Annotated in this window: 23 protein-coding genes; 9 read left to right on the top strand and 14 right to left on the bottom strand. The window is 66.1% G+C overall.

Annotation, left to right across the window (positions count from 1 at the left end; all coding sequences use genetic code 11):
* Positions 1–92: 92 nt before the first annotated feature.
* The 9 genes from LXM94_RS13115 to LXM94_RS13075 form a co-directional block, all read right to left on the bottom strand.
* Positions 93–500: a hypothetical protein gene (locus LXM94_RS13115; protein ID WP_235771897.1), complete on the bottom strand. Its 408-nt coding sequence runs from the start codon at positions 498–500 to the stop codon at positions 93–95.
* A 107-nt stretch (positions 501–607) separates the two neighbouring features.
* Positions 608–2,647, bottom strand: a complete 2,040-nt coding sequence (locus LXM94_RS13110) for an ASKHA domain-containing protein (protein ID WP_235771896.1) — start codon at positions 2,645–2,647, stop codon at positions 608–610.
* A 210-nt stretch (positions 2,648–2,857) separates the two neighbouring features.
* Entirely contained in the window at positions 2,858–3,208 is a 351-nt protein-coding gene (locus LXM94_RS13105; RefSeq protein ID WP_235771895.1) for a hypothetical protein, read from the bottom strand.
* Position 3,209: 1 nt separating this feature from the next.
* Positions 3,210–4,178, bottom strand: a complete 969-nt coding sequence (locus LXM94_RS13100; RefSeq protein WP_235771893.1) for a methyltetrahydrofolate cobalamin methyltransferase — start codon at positions 4,176–4,178, stop codon at positions 3,210–3,212.
* A 73-nt stretch (positions 4,179–4,251) separates the two neighbouring features.
* Complete coding sequence (locus LXM94_RS13095; protein WP_235771891.1) at positions 4,252–5,346, bottom strand: methylenetetrahydrofolate reductase; 1,095 nt, start codon at positions 5,344–5,346, stop codon at positions 4,252–4,254.
* 1 nt (position 5,347) lies between these two features.
* Entirely contained in the window at positions 5,348–5,929 is a 582-nt protein-coding gene (locus LXM94_RS13090; RefSeq protein WP_235771890.1) for a methylenetetrahydrofolate reductase C-terminal domain-containing protein, read from the bottom strand.
* Positions 5,922–6,224 carry a virulence factor gene (locus LXM94_RS13085; protein WP_235771889.1) on the bottom strand — a complete coding sequence of 101 codons (303 nt, stop codon included), beginning with the start codon at positions 6,222–6,224 and terminating at the stop codon, positions 5,922–5,924. Before LXM94_RS13085 ends, LXM94_RS13090 begins: the two co-directional genes overlap by 8 nt.
* Before the next feature lie 111 nt (positions 6,225–6,335).
* On the bottom strand, positions 6,336–7,142 hold the full coding sequence (locus LXM94_RS13080; protein WP_235771904.1) for a formyl transferase: 807 nt from the start codon (positions 7,140–7,142) through the stop codon (positions 6,336–6,338).
* A gap of 150 nt (positions 7,143–7,292) precedes the next feature.
* Entirely contained in the window at positions 7,293–7,925 is a 633-nt protein-coding gene (locus LXM94_RS13075; RefSeq protein WP_235771903.1) for a DUF1638 domain-containing protein, read from the bottom strand.
* A gap of 23 nt (positions 7,926–7,948) precedes the next feature.
* Here LXM94_RS13075 and LXM94_RS13070 point away from each other — a divergent pair, with 23 nt between their 5' ends.
* Complete coding sequence (locus tag LXM94_RS13070; protein ID WP_235771888.1) at positions 7,949–8,107, top strand: entericidin domain-containing protein; 159 nt, start codon at positions 7,949–7,951, stop codon at positions 8,105–8,107.
* 63 nt (positions 8,108–8,170) lie between these two features.
* On the opposite strand, the gene LXM94_RS13065 is transcribed toward LXM94_RS13070, so the two are convergent.
* The gene (locus LXM94_RS13065; protein WP_235771886.1) at positions 8,171–8,869 is read right to left on the bottom strand and encodes a corrinoid protein; all 699 of its coding nucleotides are present in this window, start codon (positions 8,867–8,869) and stop codon (positions 8,171–8,173) included.
* A 315-nt stretch (positions 8,870–9,184) separates the two neighbouring features.
* On the opposite strand from LXM94_RS13065, the gene LXM94_RS13060 reads away from it, so the two are divergent.
* From LXM94_RS13060 to LXM94_RS13035, 6 genes are all read left to right on the top strand, one after another.
* Positions 9,185–10,759: a trimethylamine methyltransferase family protein gene (locus tag LXM94_RS13060; protein WP_235771884.1), complete on the top strand. Its 1,575-nt coding sequence runs from the start codon at positions 9,185–9,187 to the stop codon at positions 10,757–10,759.
* A 107-nt stretch (positions 10,760–10,866) separates the two neighbouring features.
* Positions 10,867–11,559, top strand: a complete 693-nt coding sequence (locus LXM94_RS13055) for a 4Fe-4S dicluster domain-containing protein (protein WP_235771883.1) — start codon at positions 10,867–10,869, stop codon at positions 11,557–11,559.
* A gap of 114 nt (positions 11,560–11,673) precedes the next feature.
* Positions 11,674–12,366 (top strand): phosphodiester glycosidase family protein, encoded by a 693-nt coding sequence (locus tag LXM94_RS13050; protein WP_235771882.1) that lies wholly within the window; start codon positions 11,674–11,676, stop codon positions 12,364–12,366.
* 69 nt (positions 12,367–12,435) lie between these two features.
* Positions 12,436–12,972 carry an RNA polymerase sigma factor gene (locus tag LXM94_RS13045; protein ID WP_408015638.1) on the top strand — a complete coding sequence of 179 codons (537 nt, stop codon included), beginning with the start codon at positions 12,436–12,438 and terminating at the stop codon, positions 12,970–12,972.
* A 14-nt stretch (positions 12,973–12,986) separates the two neighbouring features.
* The gene (locus LXM94_RS13040) at positions 12,987–15,053 is read left to right on the top strand and encodes a vWA domain-containing protein (protein ID WP_235771880.1); all 2,067 of its coding nucleotides are present in this window, start codon (positions 12,987–12,989) and stop codon (positions 15,051–15,053) included.
* 374 nt (positions 15,054–15,427) lie between these two features.
* A complete protein-coding gene (locus LXM94_RS13035; protein ID WP_235771878.1) occupies positions 15,428–16,315 on the top strand; it encodes a LysR family transcriptional regulator in 888 nt (295 codons plus the stop codon).
* Between the two features lie 8 nt (positions 16,316–16,323).
* Here the strand turns inward: LXM94_RS13035 and LXM94_RS13030 are convergent, their stop codons facing one another.
* Positions 16,324–16,671 (bottom strand): hypothetical protein, encoded by a 348-nt coding sequence (locus LXM94_RS13030; RefSeq protein ID WP_235771875.1) that lies wholly within the window; start codon positions 16,669–16,671, stop codon positions 16,324–16,326.
* A 129-nt stretch (positions 16,672–16,800) separates the two neighbouring features.
* Here LXM94_RS13030 and LXM94_RS13025 point away from each other — a divergent pair, with 129 nt between their 5' ends.
* A complete protein-coding gene (locus LXM94_RS13025; RefSeq protein WP_235771874.1) occupies positions 16,801–17,448 on the top strand; it encodes a helix-turn-helix transcriptional regulator in 648 nt (215 codons plus the stop codon).
* A gap of 1 nt (position 17,449) precedes the next feature.
* Positions 17,450–18,586: an aminotransferase class I/II-fold pyridoxal phosphate-dependent enzyme gene (locus tag LXM94_RS13020; RefSeq protein ID WP_235771873.1), complete on the top strand. Its 1,137-nt coding sequence runs from the start codon at positions 17,450–17,452 to the stop codon at positions 18,584–18,586.
* Between the two features lie 184 nt (positions 18,587–18,770).
* On the opposite strand, the gene bmt is transcribed toward LXM94_RS13020, so the two are convergent.
* The 3 genes from bmt to LXM94_RS13005 form a co-directional block, all read right to left on the bottom strand.
* The gene (bmt, locus tag LXM94_RS13015; protein ID WP_235771871.1) at positions 18,771–19,790 is read right to left on the bottom strand and encodes a betaine--homocysteine S-methyltransferase; all 1,020 of its coding nucleotides are present in this window, start codon (positions 19,788–19,790) and stop codon (positions 18,771–18,773) included.
* A 199-nt stretch (positions 19,791–19,989) separates the two neighbouring features.
* Positions 19,990–21,039, bottom strand: coding sequence for a quaternary amine ABC transporter ATP-binding protein (locus LXM94_RS13010; protein ID WP_235771869.1), 1,050 nt, complete (start codon positions 21,037–21,039; stop codon positions 19,990–19,992).
* Entirely contained in the window at positions 21,032–21,940 is a 909-nt protein-coding gene (locus LXM94_RS13005) for an ABC transporter permease (protein ID WP_235771868.1), read from the bottom strand. The genes LXM94_RS13010 and LXM94_RS13005 overlap by 8 nt, the downstream gene beginning before the upstream one ends.

The following is a 21,940-nucleotide window of genomic DNA, read 5'->3' as shown; positions in this document are numbered from 1 at the left end:
TCGCGCGGATCGAGCGCCGGCCGAAGGAGATCTTGCCGATCGCCTGCTGAACCTGGTGCGGCGGCGAAACAGTCCCGCCGCCGCCCGCCGGCTCATTCATAGGTGTAGGAGGCGCACATGTCGGCGCTGCTTTCCGGTACGTCCTGGGTCGTGAAGACGGCGACGATCGTGTCCGTGCCGTTCTCGGCCCCCCAGGAGGCGACATAGGTCACATCGCCGTTGCCGCAGAGCCGATTGCCGTTCAGGAGCTCCGGATCCTTCGGCTCCTTCAAGCTGTAGACCGATGCGTTCACCGTCTCGCCGTCGACGACGAACGTGTCGCCGACCAACTCGTCGAAGACGATCTCCTCGCCGTTCGAAAAGACGATGCTGAAATCGTCGAACGCGATATCTCCCGTCACCGCCATCGCGGTGCCGCTGATCGCCGCATAGCTGTCGGCGAATGCGGGGCCCGGCATGACGAGGCAAAGGATGAGGGCAAGGTGTCTGGTGCGCGGCATTCCCGGATCTTTCTCGCTCAGTGGGGCAGGCATCAGCTCAAGCAGAGCTGCGGGCGGATATTCGGTGGACGCACGACGGGTCCGCCGTGCATCGCGCCGTTTGCCGGTCAGTCGCGGTTGCGCCGCCGCCTGCGCCCGCCGCCTTCTCCGCCGTCATCCGACAGGACCTTGCGTTCCGGCAGCGTCACGACCTTCGAGAGTTCAGGGAAGGCATCGACCTTGTTGGGCATGGCCATCGCATCGATGAAATGCTGCTGGAAATTCGGCTCCAGCGCCGTCTCGATCTTCTCGATGCGGCTGACAGTCTCCTCGATTTCGCGGCGGTGGCTGCGGCTGAGGAGCGCCATCAGCGCCCCGGTTCCCGCGGCGTTGCCGACCGCCTTCACCTCGGAAAGGTCACAATCCGGGATGAGGCCGAGCACCATCGCATATTTCGGATCGATGAACGAGCCGAAGGCGCCGGCGAAGCGGATCGTGTCGACATGGTCGACGCCGAGCTTTTCCATCAGCAACTTGATGCCCGCATAGAGCGCTGCCTTGGCGAGCTGGATGGCACGGATGTCGTTCTGCGTCACGGTGATCTTCTGGTCGCCGTCATGCAGGAGATAGGAGAAGGTGCGGCCGGTCTGCAGGATGCGCGGGCTTCTGGCCTGCATGGCGCCGTCGACGACGCCGTCCTGGCTGATGATGCCGGTCAGATACATTTCCGCGACCACCTCGATGATCGCCGAGCCGCAGATGCCGGTGACGCCGACGGCGCTTGCGGCGTCCGCGAAGCCGTCCTCGTCCGACCACCTGTCGACGCCGATGACGCGGAACTTCGGCTCCAGCGTTTCGGGATCGATGCGCACGCGCTCGATCGCGCCGGGGGCGGCGCGCTGGCCGGAGGAGATTTCCGCGCCCTCGAAGGCCGGCCCGGTCGGTGAGGAAGCCGCGACGACGCGCGCCCTGTTGCCGAGAACGATCTCGGCATTGGTGCCGACATCGACGAGCAGCATCATGCGGTCCTGCCGGTAGGGCCCCTCGGAGAGCGTCGCACCCGCCGCGTCGGCGCCGACATGACCGGCGATGCAGGGCAGCATGTAGAGCCGCGCGCCGCGGTTGACAGAAATATCGATCTCATGCGCCCAGTATTGCAGCGCGCCGGAGACGGCGAGCGCGAAGGGCGCCTGGCCGAGTTCCGTCGGATCGATGCCGAGGAACAGGTGGTGCATGATCGGGTTGCCGACGAAGACGAGGTCAAGGATGTCGTCACGCTGGACGCCGCCTTCCTCGCAGACCTTGCCGATCAGTCCGTTCACCGCCTCGCGCACCGCCTTTGTCATCGCCTCCCGACCGTCCGGGTTCATCATGACGTAGGAAACGCGGCTCATCAGGTCTTCGCCGAAGCGGATCTGCGGGTTCGACGCGCCGGAAGAGGCGGCGATGCGGCCGGACAGCAGCGAGACGAGGTGCATGGCGATCGTCGTCGAGCCGATGTCGCAGGCAATGCCGTAGGCCTCGTTTTTCAGGCCGGGCCACAGCCCGACGATGAACGGCCGCGAGGAATCCATGTCGCGGTGGATCGCGGCGGTGACGCCCCAGTTGCCCTTGCGCAGGATCGACTGCACCTGCGGGATCAGGTGCGGCGCGATCAGCAGGTCTTTCCAGCCCCAGTCCTTCTCCAGCATGACCTTCAGCCGGTCGAGGTCGCCGAGCGGCTTGTGCATGTCGGGTTCGTCCACCTCGACATAGCAGAGCTGGACGGCCGCATTGCGCTCGATGACCCGGTCTGTCGCCGCCTTGCGCACGACCTGTGCGTTGATGACGGTGTCCTGCGGCACGTCGATGACGAGGTCGCCGAGGATCTGGGCGGAACAGGAGAGCCGCCGCCCGTCCGGAAGGCCGCGAACCTTCTCGTAACGCTCCTCCTTCGGCCCCTTGACCGAGATGTGGTCGTTCGACGAGACGATCTTGTGCTTGGCGAAATTGCCCTCCTGCACCGAGATCTGACAGCGGCCGCAGGTGGCGCGCCCGCCGCAGACGCTTTCGACGTAGACGCCGAGCGTGCGCGCCGCGTCGAGCACGGGCGTGCCGACCGGAAACCGGCCGCGTTTGCCCGACGGCATGAAGAGGACGAGGGGATCCTTCGGTGCCGCTTCGCTCATGTTGGCCTCGTTTTCCGATGTGCCGTCGTACCGCATCGATCAAGTCTTTCTGCAGGGGCGCCGCCGGCGAACCTTTGCCGGACGGGCGGACGCGCCGCTATGCCCGGACATAAGATGAGACTGCAACGGAAATCCTTGCCGGATTGTTCAATTCCCGACATGGAAAGGGAAAGCGGCATGATTTCTTGCAGATGCCGGGTTTCGCGGGCTTCAGCCGGTCTTGCGGGAGAGGCGCCTGGCGTTTTTCCGGACGCGCTGGCCATAGGGTTTCAGCACGGCGGCGGCGACCTTTTCTCCCGCCACGGCCATCGACGCGGGTGCCAGCGTCCCGGTGCCCACGAAGAAAACCCCCATCATCGCCCGGGTCAGCGCGATGTTCGCCGCGATCATGCTTTCGGCGGTCGCCGCCACCTTCTCCATCACCATCCGGGTCAGTTCCGGCCTGTTCTGGGCGGTGCCTGTCAGCGCCGCCATCTGCATCTCGTGGATGCGCATCGCCATGACGAACGGCGCCTCCAGCATCAGGCTGGAGGCGTCGCGGCGCATGCGGCGGGAGGCCACGTTACTCCTTCCCCGCGCCGACACCCGCCCGAGCCGCGCGGCCGCCGCGACGGCCGCCGCCGGCGGAAGGTGCCGCCGCGGCCGGGGCGGCATGGCTGCCGTCGGCCGCCGGCTTGTAGTCGCGGTAGGTCATGATCCAGTTGCTGCAGTTGGCGTCCGTGCCGTTCAGCACGTTCGCGGCGCGCACGGCCTCCATCTCCTGCGGGCGGCAGGGGTTCATGATGGCCGACGTCATGCCGGCGCCGATCACCATGGGGATGAAGCCGGCATTGATGCCGTGGCGGTGCGGCAGGCCGAAGGAGATGTTGGAGAGGCCGCAGGTCGTGTTGACCTTCAATTCGTTGCGCAGGCGGTAGAGCAGCTGGAAGACCTGGCGGCCCGCGTCGCCCAGCGCCCCGATCGGCATGACGAGCGGGTCGACGACGATGTCATGCGGCTTGATGCCGTGGTCCATGGCGCGCTCGACGATCTTCTTGGCGACGGCGAAGCGCACGTCCGGATCCATCGAAATGCCCGACTCGTCGTTGGAGATCGCGACGACCGGCACGTCGTATTTCTTGACGAGCGGCAGGATGGCTTCGAGCTTCTCCTCCTCGCCGGTGACCGAATTGACGAGCGGGCGGCCCTTGGCGACCTTGAGGCCGGCCTCGATGGCGGCCGTCACGGACGAGTCGATGGAGAGCGGCAGGTCGACGAGCCCCTGGACGATCTCCAACGTCTTGACGAGCAGCGGCGGCTCCGTCTCGTTGGGATTGACGGCGGTGACGCCGGCATTGACGTCCAGCATCGTTGCGCCGGCGGCGGCCTGTTCGAGCGCGTCCTTGATGACGGTGTCGAAGTTGCCCTCGATCATTTCCGCGGCAAGCTTCTTGCGGCCGGTCGGGTTGATCCGCTCGCCGATCACGCAGAACGGCTGGTCGAAGCCGATGATGATCTCGCGGGTGGCGGAGGCGACGATGGTGCGGGTCATGGATGTCCTCTCGGCGAAGCGCGTCGGCCTCAAACCTATCGCGCGGATGTGACGTTACAAAGCGGTCTTTGGATCAATGCGGATGATGGGCGGCGATCTCCGCCATTTCCTGCTGGTTCTGCTCGACGCCGTCGCGGGTCCGGCCGATGCGTTCGGCGACCAGGTCGTCGACGGGGTTCGCCTCGCGCTTCCACGGGCGCCGTCCCTTCAGGACGCCGGATTCGTGGACGATCTCTGCGACGTATTCCTCCTGGCGGTAGGCCATGACATGCACGCCGGAGACGCCCTCGATCTCTTTCACCTCATTGATGATGTCGATGCAGAGCTGCTTGCCTTCCTTCTTCTGGTCCTCGGCCCCTTCGAGCCGCCTGATGATCGCGTCGGGAATGTGGATGCCCGGCACGTTCGAGCGGATCCATTTGGCCGTCCTGGCGGACGCCATCGGCCCGACGCCGACCAGGATGTAGCACTTTTCATGCAGGCCGAGGTCGCGCACCTTCTTCATGTATTCGCGGAACATCGGCACGTCGAAACAGTACTGGCTCTGCACGAACTGCGCGCCGGCCTCGATCTTCTTGGCAAGGCGGAAGGGCCGGAAATCATAGGGAGGCGCGAAAGGGTTGATCGCGGCGCCGAGAAACACCTTCGGCGGCGTCGTCAGCTTGCGGCCCGACAGGAACTTCGCATTGTCGCGCATGATGCGCACGGTCTCGAGCAGCGACATGCAGTCGAGGTCGAAGACAGGCTTGGCGCCCGGCTGGTCGCCGGCCTGCACGCCGTCGCCGGTCAGGCACATGATGTTGCAAACGCCCATGGCGGCCGCCCCTAACACGTCGCCCTGGATGGCGATGCGGTTCTTGTCGCGGCAGGCGATCTGCATGATCGGGGCATAGCCCATGCGGGTCAGCAGCGCGCAGATGCCGACCGACGACATGTGGCAGTTGGCGCCGGAGGCGTCGACCGCGTTGATGCCGTCCACCCAGCCCTCGAAGATCGCGGCGCGGTCGTAGACGTCCTGCGGGTCGGCGCTGTCGGGCGGGTTGAGCTCGGCCGTGACGGCGAATTCGCCGCGACGCAGCACGCGCTCCAGCCGGCCGAGCGAGGAATGGCCGGGCAGGGGATCGAGCGGCAGGTGCACGCCGAGCGGGTTTTCGTCGATATGCGCCATCTCAGGCGTCCTTTCCGGCGGCGGTCTCGCGGGCGGCGGCGGCTTCCGCCGTCACCCTGAGCCAGGACGAGGTTTCCCTGAGCGACTGGTTCACCGGCTTCTGCACGTTCATGATGGCATTTCCCCTGGTCATGTTCTGCGACCCTTTCCACGCCTGGACCCAGACGCAGGGCATGTCCGGCTCGACCTCGCAGTTGCCGTTGGCCCGGACGCCGCCGCAGGGACCGTTGCGAAGCTGCTTGGGACAGTTCATCGGGCAGGACATGCCGGTCGACGACAGCGCGCACTGGCCGCACATGCGACAGTCGAAGAGGAAACCCTTCACGTGCCGCTCGACGAAGGTGATCGGCCGCTCGACGCGCTGGTAGCCGAAAAGGTTCCACACCGGATGCAGCAGCAGGAAGAGGTCGGCGAACCGGCTGTAGAACCATTCGAGGAAGCGCGAATTGCGCACCGCCCAGAGGCGGACCGTGTATTTGTGGCGGGCGCGGCGGCTGGGCGACACGCCGGCGGGCGTGAAGGCGCCGGTCTTCGCCTTCGCGGCCGGCGCGGCATTGCCGGGTTTCGGCGCGGCGTCAGCCATTGTCGCGGCCTCCCGCCTTGACGAGCGAGACCAGCCGCTCCCTGTCATAGGCGGCTTCGAGTTCGGCCGTGGCCCTGTCGGCCTCCGCCTCAAGGTCGTCGGACACCGGCTCCGGGTCGGCCTTGCGCCATTCGGCGAGATAGTCGTCGGTCTCGGCCGCGCCCGTGCGCATGGCGCACATGTCGATCGCTTCGGTGAAGCGCAGCGACAGCTCGCGTTTGGCGGTTCTGCGGCCCTGCTTGATGATGACCTGGGCGGGGATGTCCCGCCAGTAGACGATGATGCGGTCTGCCATGTCGCGAATTCTCCTCGCGCTGACAATGCTTGCTGGCCGGGGCGCGGGCTTCACTCGCCACGACCGCCCCTCGCTTAAAAACGACGCGCTGAATTTCGTGGAAACGACGGATCACCAGATGCCGCGGCTAAAACCGTGCCGGAACCACGTCCAGATCGCCGGATGATACCATTGGCGCGAGGGGCCGTCGACGGGACGGGGCGCGAGCCGGCCCTCCACCGCGTCCTTGACCGCGCTGACGACGATCGCCGTCGCCGCCGCCGTCTGGAGCAGCGGATAGGTGTGCATCGTGTCCCTCGGCGAGGGTTTTACGCGTGTCTGGTAGAGCACGCCGCCGGTATCGACCCCGGCATCGACGAGATGCACTGTCGCGCCGAAATTCTCCTCGTCATCCATGACGCGCGACCAGTATCCGCCCTGAAGGCCGCGATATTGCGGATTGATGCCGGCGTGGAGATTGAGGACGGGGCAGGGCATCGCCGCAAGCGTTTCGGTCTTCAGCATGCGGCAGCTGACGGCCATCAGCACCGCCGGCTTCAGGTCGCGCACGAGCGCCGCGAATTCCGGGTCGTTGGCGGAACCGACGGAGAGACGCCGCACCGCCGGATCGACCGTCGCGTCCGCGTCGTAGTCGCGCAGGATCTCGGCGGCGCGCGCCGCCGTGAAGCGCTTGCCGAATTTCGAGACGATCATGGTGGCAAGCTGGCCGAGCGCCTGCAGCCAGCCGAGCTTCCTTGCGCGTCGGCGGACGAAGAGCGCCTTCGATTCCGGCTGCTCGACGATCACGACGAGATCGGGAAAGCGCGTCTTCAGCGCGTTGACGACGATCTCCGGATTGGGACCGCCCTGCGTCAGGATGGCAACGAGCGGGCGGCGCGAGGGGACGTCGCGGGCAGGCGGGCCGACGGCCGTCTCCACGTCTGCCCTGTCTTTCCCGCGGGTCTCGATCGCCACTTCCGTCCTCCATCCGATGCGCTGCGGAGGATCGACTGTCGGACTTAGCAGGGCGTTAAGGCCGGCTGCGCCGCCGCACGGAAAGGCTAACGCATCGTGAACGTCCGTTGCGGCTCAGGTTCTTGCCAGTGCCGGCGCAAGGTCGCCGTAGCCGGTGAAGCGGTATTCGTATGCGAGACCGAGATAGTCCGCCGCATCTCTCGCCTTCGCCTTTAGGGCGTCATCCTCGAGTTGCGACAGATAGACCAGCTTCGTGTAGTTGCCGAAATAGAGCGGTTTCAGCTCCGGATGGCGGTCGAGCCCGAGGGGTTCGATCACGAAGGCGGCGAACTGCCGCGCCAGGAAGTCGGTCAGGAAGAAGGCCGTGACATCGTCGTCCCAGCGGGCGAAGAGATCGTTGCCGGCGAAGAAGGAATAGCAATGCGGCCCGGCGATCCGTTCGACGCCCTCGTCCTCGCAGACCCTGTCCAGCAGCCCGCCTGTGCCGCAGTCCGCGTAGCCCACGAAGATGCGGCGGAAGCCTTCGTTTCTGGCATCCTCGATCGCCTTCTTCACGCCGGGGGCGATGCGGTCCGGATAGGCGTGCCAGATGGCGGGAAGACAGTGCAGGTCGAGATGGTCGAGACCGTTGGCCCTGCTGACGGCGAGAATTTCGCGCGCGATCGCGCCGCAGGCGATGACGCGAACTTTTTCGCGGCTCGTGCGTTCTGCGCTCGGACTTCCGAGCCGAAGTTCTGCGTCAATCACATCCGTCACAGGGGACTCCGACCATGACCGCAAGACACATGACCAAGATCAGCATCGTATTCGCCGCCCTTCTCGCGCTCAGCGCCTGCGGCAACACCATTCGCGGCATGGGGCAGGATACCGCCAATGCCGTCGATGCGACGCAGGACGCCGGCAACAGCGTCGCAAACGCGGCGGAATGAATCTGGCGATCGGACGGTGCCGGCGCAAGGGCGCTACGCCGTCCGATCGCAAATGGGCGCGTATCAGGCGCCCGCCAGCATGTTGTGCTTGCGTTTCATGTATTCCTTGGCGGTCTCGACGGCGACAGCCGCGTCGCGGCAATAGGCGTCTGCCCCGACGGCCTTGCCGAATTCCTCGTTGAGCGGCGCGCCGCCGACGAGAACGACATAGTCGTCGCGCAGGCCCTTTTCCTTCATCGTGTCGATCACGACCTTCATATAGGGCATCGTGGTGGTCAGCAGCGCCGACATGCCGAGGATGTCGGGCTGCTCGCGTTCGATCGCTTCGAGATAGTTTTCGACCGGATTGTTGATGCCGAGGTCGATGACGTCGAAACCGGCGCCTTCCATCATCATGCCGACGAGGTTCTTGCCAATATCGTGGATGTCGCCCTTCACCGTGCCGATCACCATCTTGCCCTGCTTCGGGGCGCCGGTGGCGGCGAGCAGCGGACGCAGGATGGACATGCCGGCCTTCATGGCGTTTGCGGAGAGGAGCACTTCGGGCACGAAGAGAATGCCGTCGCGGAAGTCGACGCCGACGATGCGCATGCCTTCGACGAGCGCCTGCGTCAGGACGTCGTAGGGCGCCCAGCCGCGTTCCAGGAGGATATTCGTTCCCTCCTCGATCTCTTCCTTCAGGCCGTCGTAGAGATCGTCGTGCATCTGCTGCACGAGTTCTTCGTCGGAGAGATCGGCGAGAATGATTTCATCGTCAGACATTGTGTTTCCTCGTCTCCTCAGGTGGCGGCGCGCCTGCCCATCATCGTTGAGTGTTAGCCGTGGAAGCCCGAGAATCCGATTTTGAAAACGACGTCGCAAGCAGTGAAAGCGACCAGCGGCAAACTCTTGAAAAGAGATAACCTTTGTTGGAAAGAATTGACAGGGCCAAAAACCCGTCGGTGCCCGGTCGCTTCACCGCGCCTATTCCGCGCGCGCCATGCCTTGGCGCATTGAGACCCGTCCCGCTTCGGCGGCTTGCTAGCATAGGGCCGGAGAGAGCGTCCTTCGGCGCCGGACAGATGAGGAAACACGCAGATGAGTTTGACGAACGAGCAGCCGGAAGGTGAGGGCGGCGGGCGCCGCTCGCGGGGTGAGGGCCGGGGCGCTGCTGCACGGCGCGCCTCCCGCACCGGCGGCGGCCCGGGCCCGTCGCTGCCCTATATCACGCGGAAGATCCGCGAATACGAGGTGCTCGACGAGGAAGGCATTGCGCTCATCGAGCGCAATGCCGACACCGTGCTCGAAGAGATCGGCATCGAGTTCCGCGAGGATCCGGAAGCGCTCGCGCTCTGGAAGGAGGCCGGCGCCGACGTCAAGGGCGAGCGCGTGCACTTCCCGAAGGGCCTCTGCCGCGACCTGCTCAAGACGGCGCCGTCGGACTTCACCTGGAATGCCCGCAATCCGGCGCGCAACGCCCATATCGGCGGCAAGGCGACGGTCTTCGCGCCGGTCTACGGCCCGCCCTTCGTGCGCGACCTCGAAGGCAACCGGCGCTATGCGACGATCGAGGACTTCCGCAATTTCGTGAAGCTCGCCTATATGGCGCCGTCGATGCACTCGTCGGGCGGCACGGTCTGCGAGCCGGTCGACGTGCCGGTGAACAAGCGTCACCTGGACATGGTCTACAGCCACATCAAATATTCCGACAAGCCGTTCATGGGCTCGGTCACGGCGCCGGAGCGCGCCGAGGATACGATCGCCATGGCGAAGCTCGTCTTCGGCGAGGACTTCGTCGAACAGAACACGGTGACGCTGAACCTCATCAACGCCAACTCGCCGATGGTCTTCGACGAGACGATGGTCGGCGCGCTGAAGGTCTATGCGCGCCACAACCAGGCCTGCGTCGTCTCGCCCTTCATCCTGTCGGGCGCGATGAGCCCGGTAACGGTTGCCGGCACGCTGACGCAGATCCTCGCCGAGGTTCTCGCCGGCGCCTCGTTCACCCAGCTTATCCGCAAGGGCGCGCCGGTGCTGTTCGGCACCTTCGCCGCCTCGATCTCGATGCAGTCGGGCGCGCCGACCTTCGGTTCGCCGGAGCCGTCGCTCGTCTCCTACGGTGCGGCCCAGCTCGCCCGCCGTCTCGGCCTGCCGTTCCGCACCGGCGGTTCGCTCTGCGGCTCCAAGGTGCCGGACGCGCAGGCGGCGCATGAATCGGCCAACACGATCAACATGACGCTGCTCGCCGGCACGAACTTCGTGCTGCACGCGGCCGGCTGGCTCGAAGGGGGACTCGTCTCGTCCTACGAGAAGTTCATGATCGACCAGGACCAGCTCGGCATGATGCAGAAGCTTGCGGAAGGCGTCGACCTTTCGCAGAATGCCCAGGCGCTCGACGCGATCCGTGAGGTCGGCCCCGGCAGCCACTATCTCGGCTGCGCCCACACGCAGGCAAACTTCCAGACGGCGTTCTACCGCTCGGCGCTCGCCGACAACAATTCGTTCGAGCAGTGGGAGATCGAGGGCAGCAAGCGCATCGAGGAGCGGGCCAACGCGCTTTGCCGCACCTGGCTGGAGCACTACGAGGCGCCCTATCTCGATCCGGCGATCGACGAGGCGCTGCTCGCCTATGTCGCCAAGCGCAAGGAATCGATGCCGGACGCGTTCACCTGAAGAGGTCCCGATCGCGCCAGGGAGCAAGGCGGAGCGGTGCGGGTTGCGGACATGATCCAGAAGGAGGTCTGGCGCCCGCATTATGAACTCAAGGGGGACGTCACCCGGTGAGGGCGGACCGCCCCGACCTCGACACGATCCGTGCGGCTCTCCGGCCGCACGGTCTTTTTTTGCGCGGCACCGTGTTTTTCGACACGGACGCGGCGGCGCCGCAGCTCGATGATGGCCGGCCGGCGGCGAGCGTCGTGCTGGTCGGCAATGTCGGCAGTTCCCTCTGGCCCGCCTTCGAACGCTGGCGGCAGGGGCAGCCCGACGGCGGCGGCGGCAATCCGCTCGACGACTGGTCGAAGGCCGCCATCCGCCCGGTCGCCGCGGATGCCGGAGCCACGGCCTGGTTCCCGTCCGACCCGCCCTGGCAGCCCTTCCAGCAATGGGCGATGCGGGCGGAAGGGTTGAAAGCCTCGCCGCTCGGCATCCTCATCCATCCGGTCTACGGTCTCTGGCACGGCTATCGCGGCGCGCTCGGCTTTGCGGCGCGCCTTGAGGACGAGCCAGCGCCGAGGGCGCCGCATCCCTGCGAGCACTGTACCGACAAGCCGTGCCTCACGACCTGTCCCGCCGCGGCTGTGCATCCTCAGGCCTTCGACGTCGCAGCCTGCCAGAGGCATCTCGTTTCGCCGGCGGGACAGGCCGGCTGCATGGCTTCCGGTTGCCGCGCCCGTGCCGCCTGTCCCGTCGGCGCCCGCTATCGCTATCGGGGCGAGCAGTTGCGCTTCCACATGGCCGCGCTCTCGCTTTGATCGTCGCGCTCCTCCGTTGCTAAAATTGCCGTATTGCCGGCGGAGCCAATGGCGATGCAGGTCCCTCCTTTCCTGGCAGTCTTGACTGCCGTCATTTGCCCGCCGAGCGTCGTCATGGCCGGACCACCGAACTGCGCCGGGATCGAACATCTTTCGGCCCGCTACACCGTCTGCACCTTTGACCCGGCGAAGGACGCGATCCGTCTCTTCGGTGCCGCGACGCTGGGGGAAGGCGGCGCAACCTACGACCGTCTCAACACGCATCTGCTGCGCAACGGCGAATACATGAGCTTCGCCATGAACGGCGGCATGTATCATCCGGACCATGGGCCGGTCGGGCTGCTGGTGGAGCAGGGCAGGGAAACGGGTGCGCTCAATCGCGGCGATGCGTTCGGCAACTTCTTCCTCAAGCCGAACGGCGTCTTCTGGGTGGGTGACGGCAAGGCCGGTGTGACGGAAACCGGGGCCTATGCCGGGGCGGGCATTGCGCCGCGCGAGGCGACGCAGTCCGGGCCGATGCTGGTCATCGACGGGGAACTCCATCCGAAGTTCCTGCCGGACGGCACCAGCCTTCAGGTCCGCAACGGCGTCGGCATCCTGCCGGACGGTCGCATCGCCTTTGTCATTTCGATCGATCCCGTGCGCTTCCACGATTTCGCGACGCTCTTCCGCAACCGGCTCGGCTGCCGTGATGCGCTCTTTCTCGACGGCAGCATATCGAGCCTCTATGCACCGGAAATCCGCCGGCACGACCGCGACGCCGTCATGGGCACGGCCATCGCCGTGGTGCGCCGCCTGCCCTGGTGAAAAAAATTCGCCTGCCGCCCAAGGAATGCCATGCGTCGCACGTCCAACAGCCGGGAAGCACTTCTATGGATGGCGCCTTTGGACGACGGCATACCGGAAAGAGCAGCGGCGGGGGATCGCGAGGCCTTCGCGGCACTTCTGTCGCAGCACTACGACTTCATCCATACGGTCGCCTGGCGCTGGTGCGGCGAGCGGCAGGACGCGGAGGATGTGGCGCAGGAAGTCTGCATCCGCCTTGCCGGCGCGATCCGCGGCTTCCGCGGCACGAGCCGTTTCCGCACCTGGCTCTATACGGTGACGCTGAACGCGGCGCGCGACCACATGCGCAAACGTCGGCGCGAGCAATGGCGCGACGCCGATTATGTCCGCGAACAGGCGGTGTCGGCCGGTGGCGGCGACGGTTCCGACGACGCGAGCGACGATCTCTGGCGCGCCGTCCGGCAATTGCCCGACAAGCAGCGGGACGCGGTGCTGCTGATCTATGGCGAGGGGCTGACCCATGCCGCCGCCGCCGATGTTCTCGGCTGTGCGGAGACGACGGTTTCCTGGCATGTGCACGAGGCCCGCAAGCGCCTGAAGGTGCTGCTTCGCGACGCGGCTGCGTGACGGAAGGACAGACGATGACCGATCTCGATCTTGAACGACTCGCCCGCAGGACCCCGCCGTCTCCGGATGCGGATGCCCGCACGCGGGCGCTCGCCGCCGCCATGTCGGCGTTCGACGGCGCGGAAAAAAATCGGGACGCCGCCCAAGGATCGGCCGCAGGCGGGCGTCGAAGCTCCATCCTCAACCGGATTTGGAGCCCCATCATGAACCGCAGACTTCTCGCTGGCTCGGCGCTTGCCACGCTTCTCGTCGTGCCCGTCGCCGGCCTCGTCACTCTCGAACTCGTGCGCAACGGCGCCGTTTCGCTGACGCCCCAGGTGGAACGGCGGGAGGCCGGGCCGGTCGCGGACGGCCAGGTCGATGCCGGCAGCAGTCTTTCCGCCGGCAAGTCGGAGACCGGCCAAAAGCCATCCGGCGCGGACAAGGCGCGCAAGGTCGCACCGCTTCCCGACAGCCGCACGGCAGCGGACGAGACGACCGTCGCCGAGCCGGCGCCGGCCGCCGGTGCCGTCGAAGCCGCGGAATCGCAGGCGGATGCCGTGCTTGCCGAAGAGCCGCAGCTCTCGATCGGCCAGGCGGGCCAGACGCGTGCCCTGACCCGGACGCTCGTCCAGCCGACCGATGTCATCGCTCTGCCGGTGCCTCAGGCCGATGACCGCGAGCGCTTTGCCTCCGGCGATCCCAACCCGGTGAAGAGCGTCGCGCACGAGCCGGTCTCGACCTTCTCGGCGGACGTCGACACGGCCTCCTATTCCTTCGTGCGGCGCTCGCTGCTCTCCGGCAGCCTGCCGGACCGCGAGGCCGTGCGCGTCGAGGAGCTCGTCAACTATTTCCCCTACGACTGGGCGGGGCCGAAGAGCGCCGCGGTACCGTTCAACGCGACGGTGACGGTCACTCCGACCCCGTGGAACCCCGGTACCGAACTGCTGCATATCGGCATCAAGGGGTACGAGACTGTTGCCGCAACGCAGCCGGCAGCCAACCTCGTCTTCCTGATCGACGTCTCCGGCTCGATGAACGAGCCGGACAAGCTGCCGCTCCTGAAGAGCGCCTTCCGGCTGCTCGTCGGCACGCTGAAGCCGACGGACACGGTCTCCATCGTCACCTATGCGGGCAATGCCGGGGTGGTGCTGGAGCCGACGGCGGCGAAGGACAGCGCAAGGATCCTCGCGGCGATCGACGGCCTGCAGCCGGGCGGCTCGACGGCGGGTGCCGAGGGCATCGAGGCAGCCTATGCGCTTGCCGAAAAGGGCTTCGTCGAGGACGGCGTCAACCGCGTGATGCTCGCGACCGACGGCGATTTCAATGTCGGCCCGTCGAGCGACGAGGACCTCAAGGCGATGATCGAGGCGAAGCGCAAGAGCGGCATCTTCCTCTCGGTGCTCGGTTTCGGCCGCGGCAACTACAACGATTCGATGATGCAGGCGCTCGCCCAGAACGGCAACGGCACCGCCGCCTATGTCGACACGCTGGCGGAAGCCCGGAAGGCGCTGGTCGAGGAGGCGGGTTCGTCGCTCTTCCCGATCGCCAGGGACGTGAAGTTCCAGGTTGAGTTCAACCCCGCCCGCATCGCCGAGTACCGGCTGATCGGCTACGAGACGCGCGCGCTCAACCGGGAGGACTTCAACAACGACAAGGTCGATGCCGGCGACATCGGCTCCGGTCATCGCGTGACGGCGATCTACGAGGTGACGCCGAAGGGCAGCCCGGCCGTGCTGAACGACCCGCTGCGCTACGGCGCCGCCGAGGCGGAACCGGCCGCCGCCTCGTCGGAACTCGCCTTCGTCAGGATGCGCTACAAGACGCCGACGGGCGACACCAGCGCGCTCGTGACGCTGCCGGTGACGGACGCGAATGTGGTCGCGGACCTTGCGCAGGCGCCGGGCGACGTGCGCTTTTCGATCGCGGTCGCCGCCTTCGGGCAGAAGCTGCAGGGCGTGGCCGCCCTGCAGGACTACGCCTACGGCTCGATCCTCGGGCTGGCCGAAGCGGCCCGCGGCACCGACCCCTTCGGCTACCGGGCGGAGTTCCTGCAGCTCGTGCGGCTCGCCGGCGGCCTTGCCGGCGAGAAAGCCGAATAACCCGAAAGGCCGTCTCCCGTCCGGTGGCCGGACGGGAGACGGCTTCGCCCTTCCGGCGGGCCCGCGCTCCGGCGCTCAAGTCCGGTCCCTTTGGGGCTGTTCTCGCAGGCCCATCAACCGTTCCGCCTCGCTTCGCGTCAAACCGATATCCTCCAGCAGGTGGTCGTCCCCGCGCGCCAGGATCGTCTTCAGGTCGTGTCGTTCCGCCCGCAGCTGGCGGCGACGGCACCGCCAGTTCGCTGTCGCCTGTCTGCATCGCCGCATCCATTCCATGTCTGTTGTCTCCTCGTTCTGCCGGGGCAGCAGAACGGAGCTCTGGACATTTCACAAATGAATAGTGATGATGCCAGAAATCACGATATGAGATTGCTTCCATGTATCCCGCCCTTGACAGCGACCTGCTCAGGACCTTCCTCGCCGTGGTGGAAACGGAGAACGTCACGCGCGCTGCCGACAGGCTCGGCCGCACGCAGTCGGCGGTGAGCATGCAGTTGCGGCGGCTGGAGGAAGCGGTGGGTATGCCGCTCTTCGATCGCGGCCCGCGCGGCGTTTTGATGAACGGCAGCGGCAGGCGGTTGTTGCCCTATGCCCGCCGCATCGTCGGGCTCGTCGAGGAGGCAGCGGCGGCGATGGGGACGGCGCCGCTCGAAGGGCCGGTGCGGGTCGGCATTCCGGAGGAATACAGCCGCACGATCCTGCCGCAGGCGCTGGCCGCCTTCGCGGAGTCTCATCCCGCGGCGGAGGTGACCGTGATGTGCGCCTATACCGCGCAGCAACTCCGGGCGCTGGAGAGCGACGAGCTTGATCTCGCCGTCATCTTCGATTGCCGGGACGAAGCGGACGGGGAGGTGCTTGTGGTCGACCCGACCGTCTGGGTCGCCTCGTCGGTTCACGACAGGCACCTGCAGCGACCGCTGCCGATCGCCGTCTACTGGGACTCGAACTGGTGTCGCGACTTCGCGCTGCGTTCTTTGGAGTTGCACGGCATCCCGTACCGGATCGCCTTCACCTGCGACACGAGCGGGGGCCTTCGTTCGGCCGTGTCGAGCGGTCTTGCCGTCGCGCCGCTGTCGCGCAGCAACATCCCCGAGGGCGCGCGCGAACTGACGCAGGAAGACGGCTTCCCGCCGATCGACTCCTCGCGGGTCGTTCTGAAGCGGACCCGCAGGCGCGCGCGGCCGGCGATCGATGGACTGGCGGACATGATCCGCCGCGCCTTCCTGCCGCCTTCGGTCTCCACGGACGGACCTTCCGGCGGCTGACGCAGCGGTCACACCCTGGGGTAGGCCTGTTCCAGGCCGCCGGAGCGGGTAAGGCCGTTGCGGAAGGCCTGGTAGGCCGCGTGCTGGCTGGAGCGCGCCGCCTCCATCAGCCGAACCTGCAGGCGCGCCGGCGCCGTGCCGCCCAGCCACTCGCCGAGCCTCTCGAGCTTCAGCGAGTTGAGGAACTTGGCCTCGGCTGCCTCGTGAAGGCAGAGGTCCAGGCCGGAGAGGAAGTTCTCGTCCTGTTGCGCGTTTTCCATCAGCAGGCGCAGGAAAGCCTGGTCGGACTCGCCCAATGTCGAGAGCTTCGCGGCGATCGTCTCCCTGTCGGGAAAGGCGGCCATTTCGGCGTTCATCTCTGTCTCCCCTCGAATCGTCCCGTCATCGATAGGACGCCACGCCTGCGCGGGCAAGGCTCGTGATCACAAACTTAGATAAAATATCTAATATTGACATTTGTTATTGCTTCCTGTTTCTGCTGTGTCATGACGACACGATCCTCCCTCGTCGCGCCGATGCTTCGCCTGCATGAGCCGGCCGCGGCTGCCATCAGCGCCTTGCTCTACCCCCATGCGGAGGTCGTGCTCCACGACCTTGCCTCCGGCTGCATCTCGGCGATCTGGAACGCCTTCTCCGGCCGTCGGCCAGGCATGGATTCGCTGGTCGAAGCGGAGTTTCCGCCGTCCGGCACGGACGAAAAGGTGCTCGGGCCCTATGAAAAGACCGGCACGGACGGACGGCGGCTGAAATCCGTGACCGCCGTGCTCCGGGACGACGCAGGCACTGCTGTCGGCCTGCTCTGCATCAATATGGACGTCTCGCGGATCGACGACGCCGTGAAGCTGCTGGCGGCCTTTGCCGGCACGCCCGGGCCGCGCCCTGCCTCCCTCTTCGAGGGGGACTGGCGCGAGGCGATCAACAATGCCCTGCATGCCTGGCTGAAGGGGCAGGGATTGGCGCTCTCGGCTCTCAAACGCAAGGAGCGGGTCGCAATGGTCGGCGAGCTCGACCGTGCGGGCCTGTTCCGGACGCGCAATGCCGTCGAGCACCTCGCCGGTCTCATCGGCAGTTCCCGCGCCTCGATCTACAACTACCTCGCCGAGGCACGCGGCGAGGCGAAGAAGGAACGTTGACATGACGGCATTGCCCGACTTCCGGCTGGAAACCCATTTTTCGACATGGGAGTTCGCGGCTCGCCACCACATGACGGCGAGCGATGCCGAAACCATGCGCATGGGCGACCTGCTTGCGCTTGCCGACGCCGAGGATCGCGACGCCTGGGAGCGGCTGACGCTTGGCTATACGGAGACCTGGGGCGCGCCGGCGCTGCGCGACACCATCGCCTCGACCTATGACACGCTCTCCGGCGCCGACATCCTGACCTTCGCCGGCGCGGAGGAGGGACTCTTTTGCGCCATGCATGCCTTGCTGGAGGCGGGCGACCACGCCATCGTGACGGTGCCGAATTACCAGTCGATGGAGACATTGCCGGTGACGATCACCCGCCATGTCACCGGCGTGGCGCTCAGGCCGGAAAACCGCTGGCAGATCGACCTCGACGAGGTGCGCAGGGCCATAAGGCCGCAGACGAAGCTGATCGCCGTCAACTTTCCGAACAATCCGACGGGCGCGATTGCCGAGCCGGCAATTTTCCGCGGCCTTGCCGATCTCTGTGCCGCGCGCGGCATCCATCTCTTTTCCGACGAGGTCTATCGCGGCCTCGAAATCGACGATGCGAAACGCCTGCCGCAGGCGGCCGATCTGTTCGACAGAGGCGTTTCCCTCAACGTCATGTCCAAGGCCTACGGCATGCCGGGCCTGCGCATCGGCTGGATCGCCTGCCGCGACCGCGCGCTTCTCGCGCGCATGGAAAAGATGAAACACTACCTTTCCATCTGCAACGCGCGCCCTTCGGAAGTGCTCGCCCGGATCGCGCTCAAGGCGCGCGCGACGATCCTCGCCCGCAACCGCGCGCGCTGCGCGGAAAACCTGGAGAAGCTCGGCGCGTTCTTTGCCGGCTGTCGGCATCTCTACGAATGGGCCGCGCCGGACGGCGGCTGCGTCGCCTTCACGCGCTATCTCGGTGCGGACGGTATCGAAGAGCATTGCCGGCGGCTGGTCGAGGAGAAGGGCGTGCTGCTGCTGCCGGCAAGCCTGTTCGTCTCGGACCTGCTGCCGGCTCCTGCGGACCGCTTCCGCGTCGGTTTCGGCCGCCGCAACATCGATGCGGGTCTTGCGGCGTGGCGGGCATTCCTCGCCGAAGCACACTGACCGGTCAGATCTCGCCGAGAACGTCGGTTGCCCTGTGGCCAGCCCCGATGCCGTCGATCAGGATTGCATGGCCGTCCGCGCGGCGCGTGCGCAGCGCGGGATGGCGCGATAGGGTGTCCGGCTCATGGCAAACCGCCTGCGGCGGTGTCGGGCGGCCTCGTTGCTCTGCGGTGCCGGCAAAGCCTCAGCCCCGCCGCCGGCCGCTGCGCTCGCGGGCAGGGGCCGAGGCGCCCTCGTTGGCGGTCTTGTTCCGCAGCGGACCGATCACCTCGACGATGGTTTCCAGGGACGGGCGCTCGCGTTTTTCGTGCGCATCGAGGGCAACGCGCATCGCCGCGAGATGTTCGCAGGACGTGCCGCAGCAGCCGCCGATGATGCGGGCGCCGGCGTCGCGGGCGAGGCGGGCATATTCGGCCATGAGCGGCGGCGTGCCGGAATAGTGGATCTCGGCGCCGCGATATTCCGGGATGCCGCAATTGCCCTTGACGACGATGGTCGCCGACGGATCGGCGCCGGTCATGTCGAGCAGCGTGGAGAGGATGTCGGACGCGCCGACGCCGCAATTGGCGCCGACGGCGAGCGGGCCGGCGCCGATATCCTTCGCGACGCCGTGGATGTCCTTCGGATGCAGGCCCATCATGGTCTTTCCGGCCGTGTCGAAGGATCCGGTATAGACGAAGGGCATGCCGACCTTCACGGCGGCTTCCGCCGCTGCGCGGATTTCCTCCGGCGACGACATGGTCTCGATCCAGGCGACGTCGGCGCCGCCGGCCTTCAGGCCCTCGATCTGCTCGACGAAGGCCGCGACCGCGCCGTCATAGGTCAGCGCGCCGAGCGGCACGAGCAGTTCGCCCGTCGGGCCGACGGAACCGGCGACGATGATCTTGCGCGGTGCCTTGTCGGCGACGGCGCGGGCGATTTCGGCCGCGGTCCTGTTGAGATCGAACACCCGATCCTGCGCGTGGTGCAGCTTCAGGCGATGGCGCGTGCCGCCGAACGTGTTGGTCAGGATGATGTCGGCGCCGGCATCGACGAAATCCTGATGCAGCTTCGTGATGTTCTCGGGCTTGGCCTCGTTCCACAATTCCGGAGCCTCGCCGGCTTCGAGGCCCATCGCGAAGAGCGAGGTGCCGGTGGCCCCGTCGGCAAGGAGGAAGGGCTTTTCCGAAAGCAGGTCGGCGAGCGGGTTGATGTCGGTGGTCATCGGTATCGTCCTTATCCGGCCTTGCGGCCGTCTGGCGCTGCGGGCGCTCCACGCAGTGTGAGCCGGAGCGATGATGCCCGATCATATAAAGGAATCTTTATATCCCGACAAGGTTACGAACTTCGCCGACGGCAAAAACCCCGGCGGCGCGCCGACGCGCCGCCGGGTCGAGAAAATGTGGTTCCGTCCGCAGGCCTGCTCAGGCCGCCTGCGCCGGTTCCTCATGGCTGGTCGGCGTCACCATGGCGGTGATGATGTTCTCGAGGCTGATGCGGCCCATCGTCCTGCCGTTCTCGTCCACCACATGGCCGGCGCTCTGGCCGGCGGCCGTCAGGAGGCGCGCGGCGGACTCGAGCACCGTGCCCCGGACGATCGGCGGGCCGTCCGGATTGCCGGAGATCGGCGTCATGATCGTCTCGACGTTGATGACGCGACCACGGTTCACCTCCTTGACGAAGGCGGTGATATAGTCGTCGGCCGGCTTCAGGACGATTTCCTGCCCGGTCCCCTGCTGCACCACCTTGCCGTCGCGCAGGATGGCGATCTTGTCACCGAGACGCAGCGCCTCGTCGAGGTCGTGGGTGATGAAGACGACGGTCTTCTTCAGCTCCTTCTGCAGATCGAGCAGAACCGTCTGCATGTCGACGCGGATCAGCGGATCGAGGGCCGAATAGGCCTCGTCCATCAGCAGGATGTCGGCGTCGTTGGTGAGCGCGCGGGCAAGGCCCACGCGCTGCTGCATGCCGCCCGAAAGCTGGTTCGGGTAATGGTTCTCGAAGCCGGAAAGCCCGACGCGTTCGATCCAACCGCGGGCGCGAATGCGGCTCTCGCTATCCGGCACACCCTGGATTTCCAGCCCGTAGATCGTGTTTTCGATGACGGTGCGGTGCGGCAGGAGCGCGAACTTCTGGAACACCATCGCCGTCTTGTGGCGACGGAATTCGCGAAGGTCGTTCTCGTTCATCTTGCAGACGTCGACGCCGTCATAGAGAACCTCGCCGGAGGTCGGCTCGATCAGCCGGTTGATATGGCGGATGAGGGTCGACTTGCCGGACCCGGACAGGCCCATGACGACCATCACGCCGCCCGCCGGCATCAGGATGTTGATGTCCTGAAGGCCGAGAACATGGCCGTATTTCTCGTTGAGCTCCGCCTTGCCGAGACCGTTCTTGACCTGCTCGACATAGTCGCGGCCGTTGGGGCCGAAGATCTTGTAGAGGCTCTTGATCTCGATTTCGTGACTAGCCATGGACCACCTCCGAATGCTTCTGCAGACGCTTGCCATAGGCCTGGCTGGTCCGGTCGAAAATGATCGCGATCGCCACCAGTGCGAAACCGTTGAGGAAGCCGACGGTGAAGAACTGGTTGTTGATCGCCTGGAGAACGTTCTTGCCGAGACCGCCGACACCGACCATCGAGGCGACGACGACCATGGCAAGCGACATCATGATGGTCTGGTTGATGCCGGCCATGATGGTGGGAAGCGCCAGCGGCATCTGCACGTTCTTGAGCTTCTGCCAGCCGGACGAGCCAAAGGCGTCCGCCGCCTCCAGCACTTCCTTGTCGACGAGCCGGATGCCGAGATTGGTGAGGCGGATCATCGGCGGCACGGCGTAGATGACGACTGCGATCAGGCCGGGCACCTTGCCGATGCCAAAGATCATGACGACCGGGATCAGGTAGACGAAACTCGGCATCGTCTGCATCACGTCGAGCACCGGGTTCACGAAGGACTGGACACGGTCGGAGCGCGCCATGAGGATGCCGATCGGAATGCCGACGACGATCGCGATCAGCGTACAGACGGTTACCATCGCGAGCGTCACCATCGTATCGTTCCAGAGGCCCATCAGGCCGATCAGGAACATCGACACCGCCGTGCCGATCGTGATCTTGATGTTGCGGCTGCCGAAATAGACGATCGCCAGCATGCAGAGCAGGATGATCGGCCAGGGCGAGGTCACGAAGGTCCGTTCGAGGAAGTTCAAAAAGACCTGCAGCGGCTGCACCGCCGCGTCGATGATGTTCACGTAGGCGCGAACGAGGCCCTTGAAACCGTCGTCGATCGTCTTTCGCGCGATGCGGATGGTCGTGTCGTCAAGGGCCGGGAATCTGCATAGAAGATCTGGCACGTAATCGCAAAATGCCAT

The sequence above is a fragment of the Rhizobium alarense genome (genome assembly GCF_021555155.1).
Lineage (GTDB): Bacteria > Pseudomonadota > Alphaproteobacteria > Rhizobiales > Rhizobiaceae > Rhizobium_D > Rhizobium_D alarense.
Note: the sequence above shows the minus strand (reverse complement) of the source record. Positions and strands in the feature narration are given on the sequence as shown.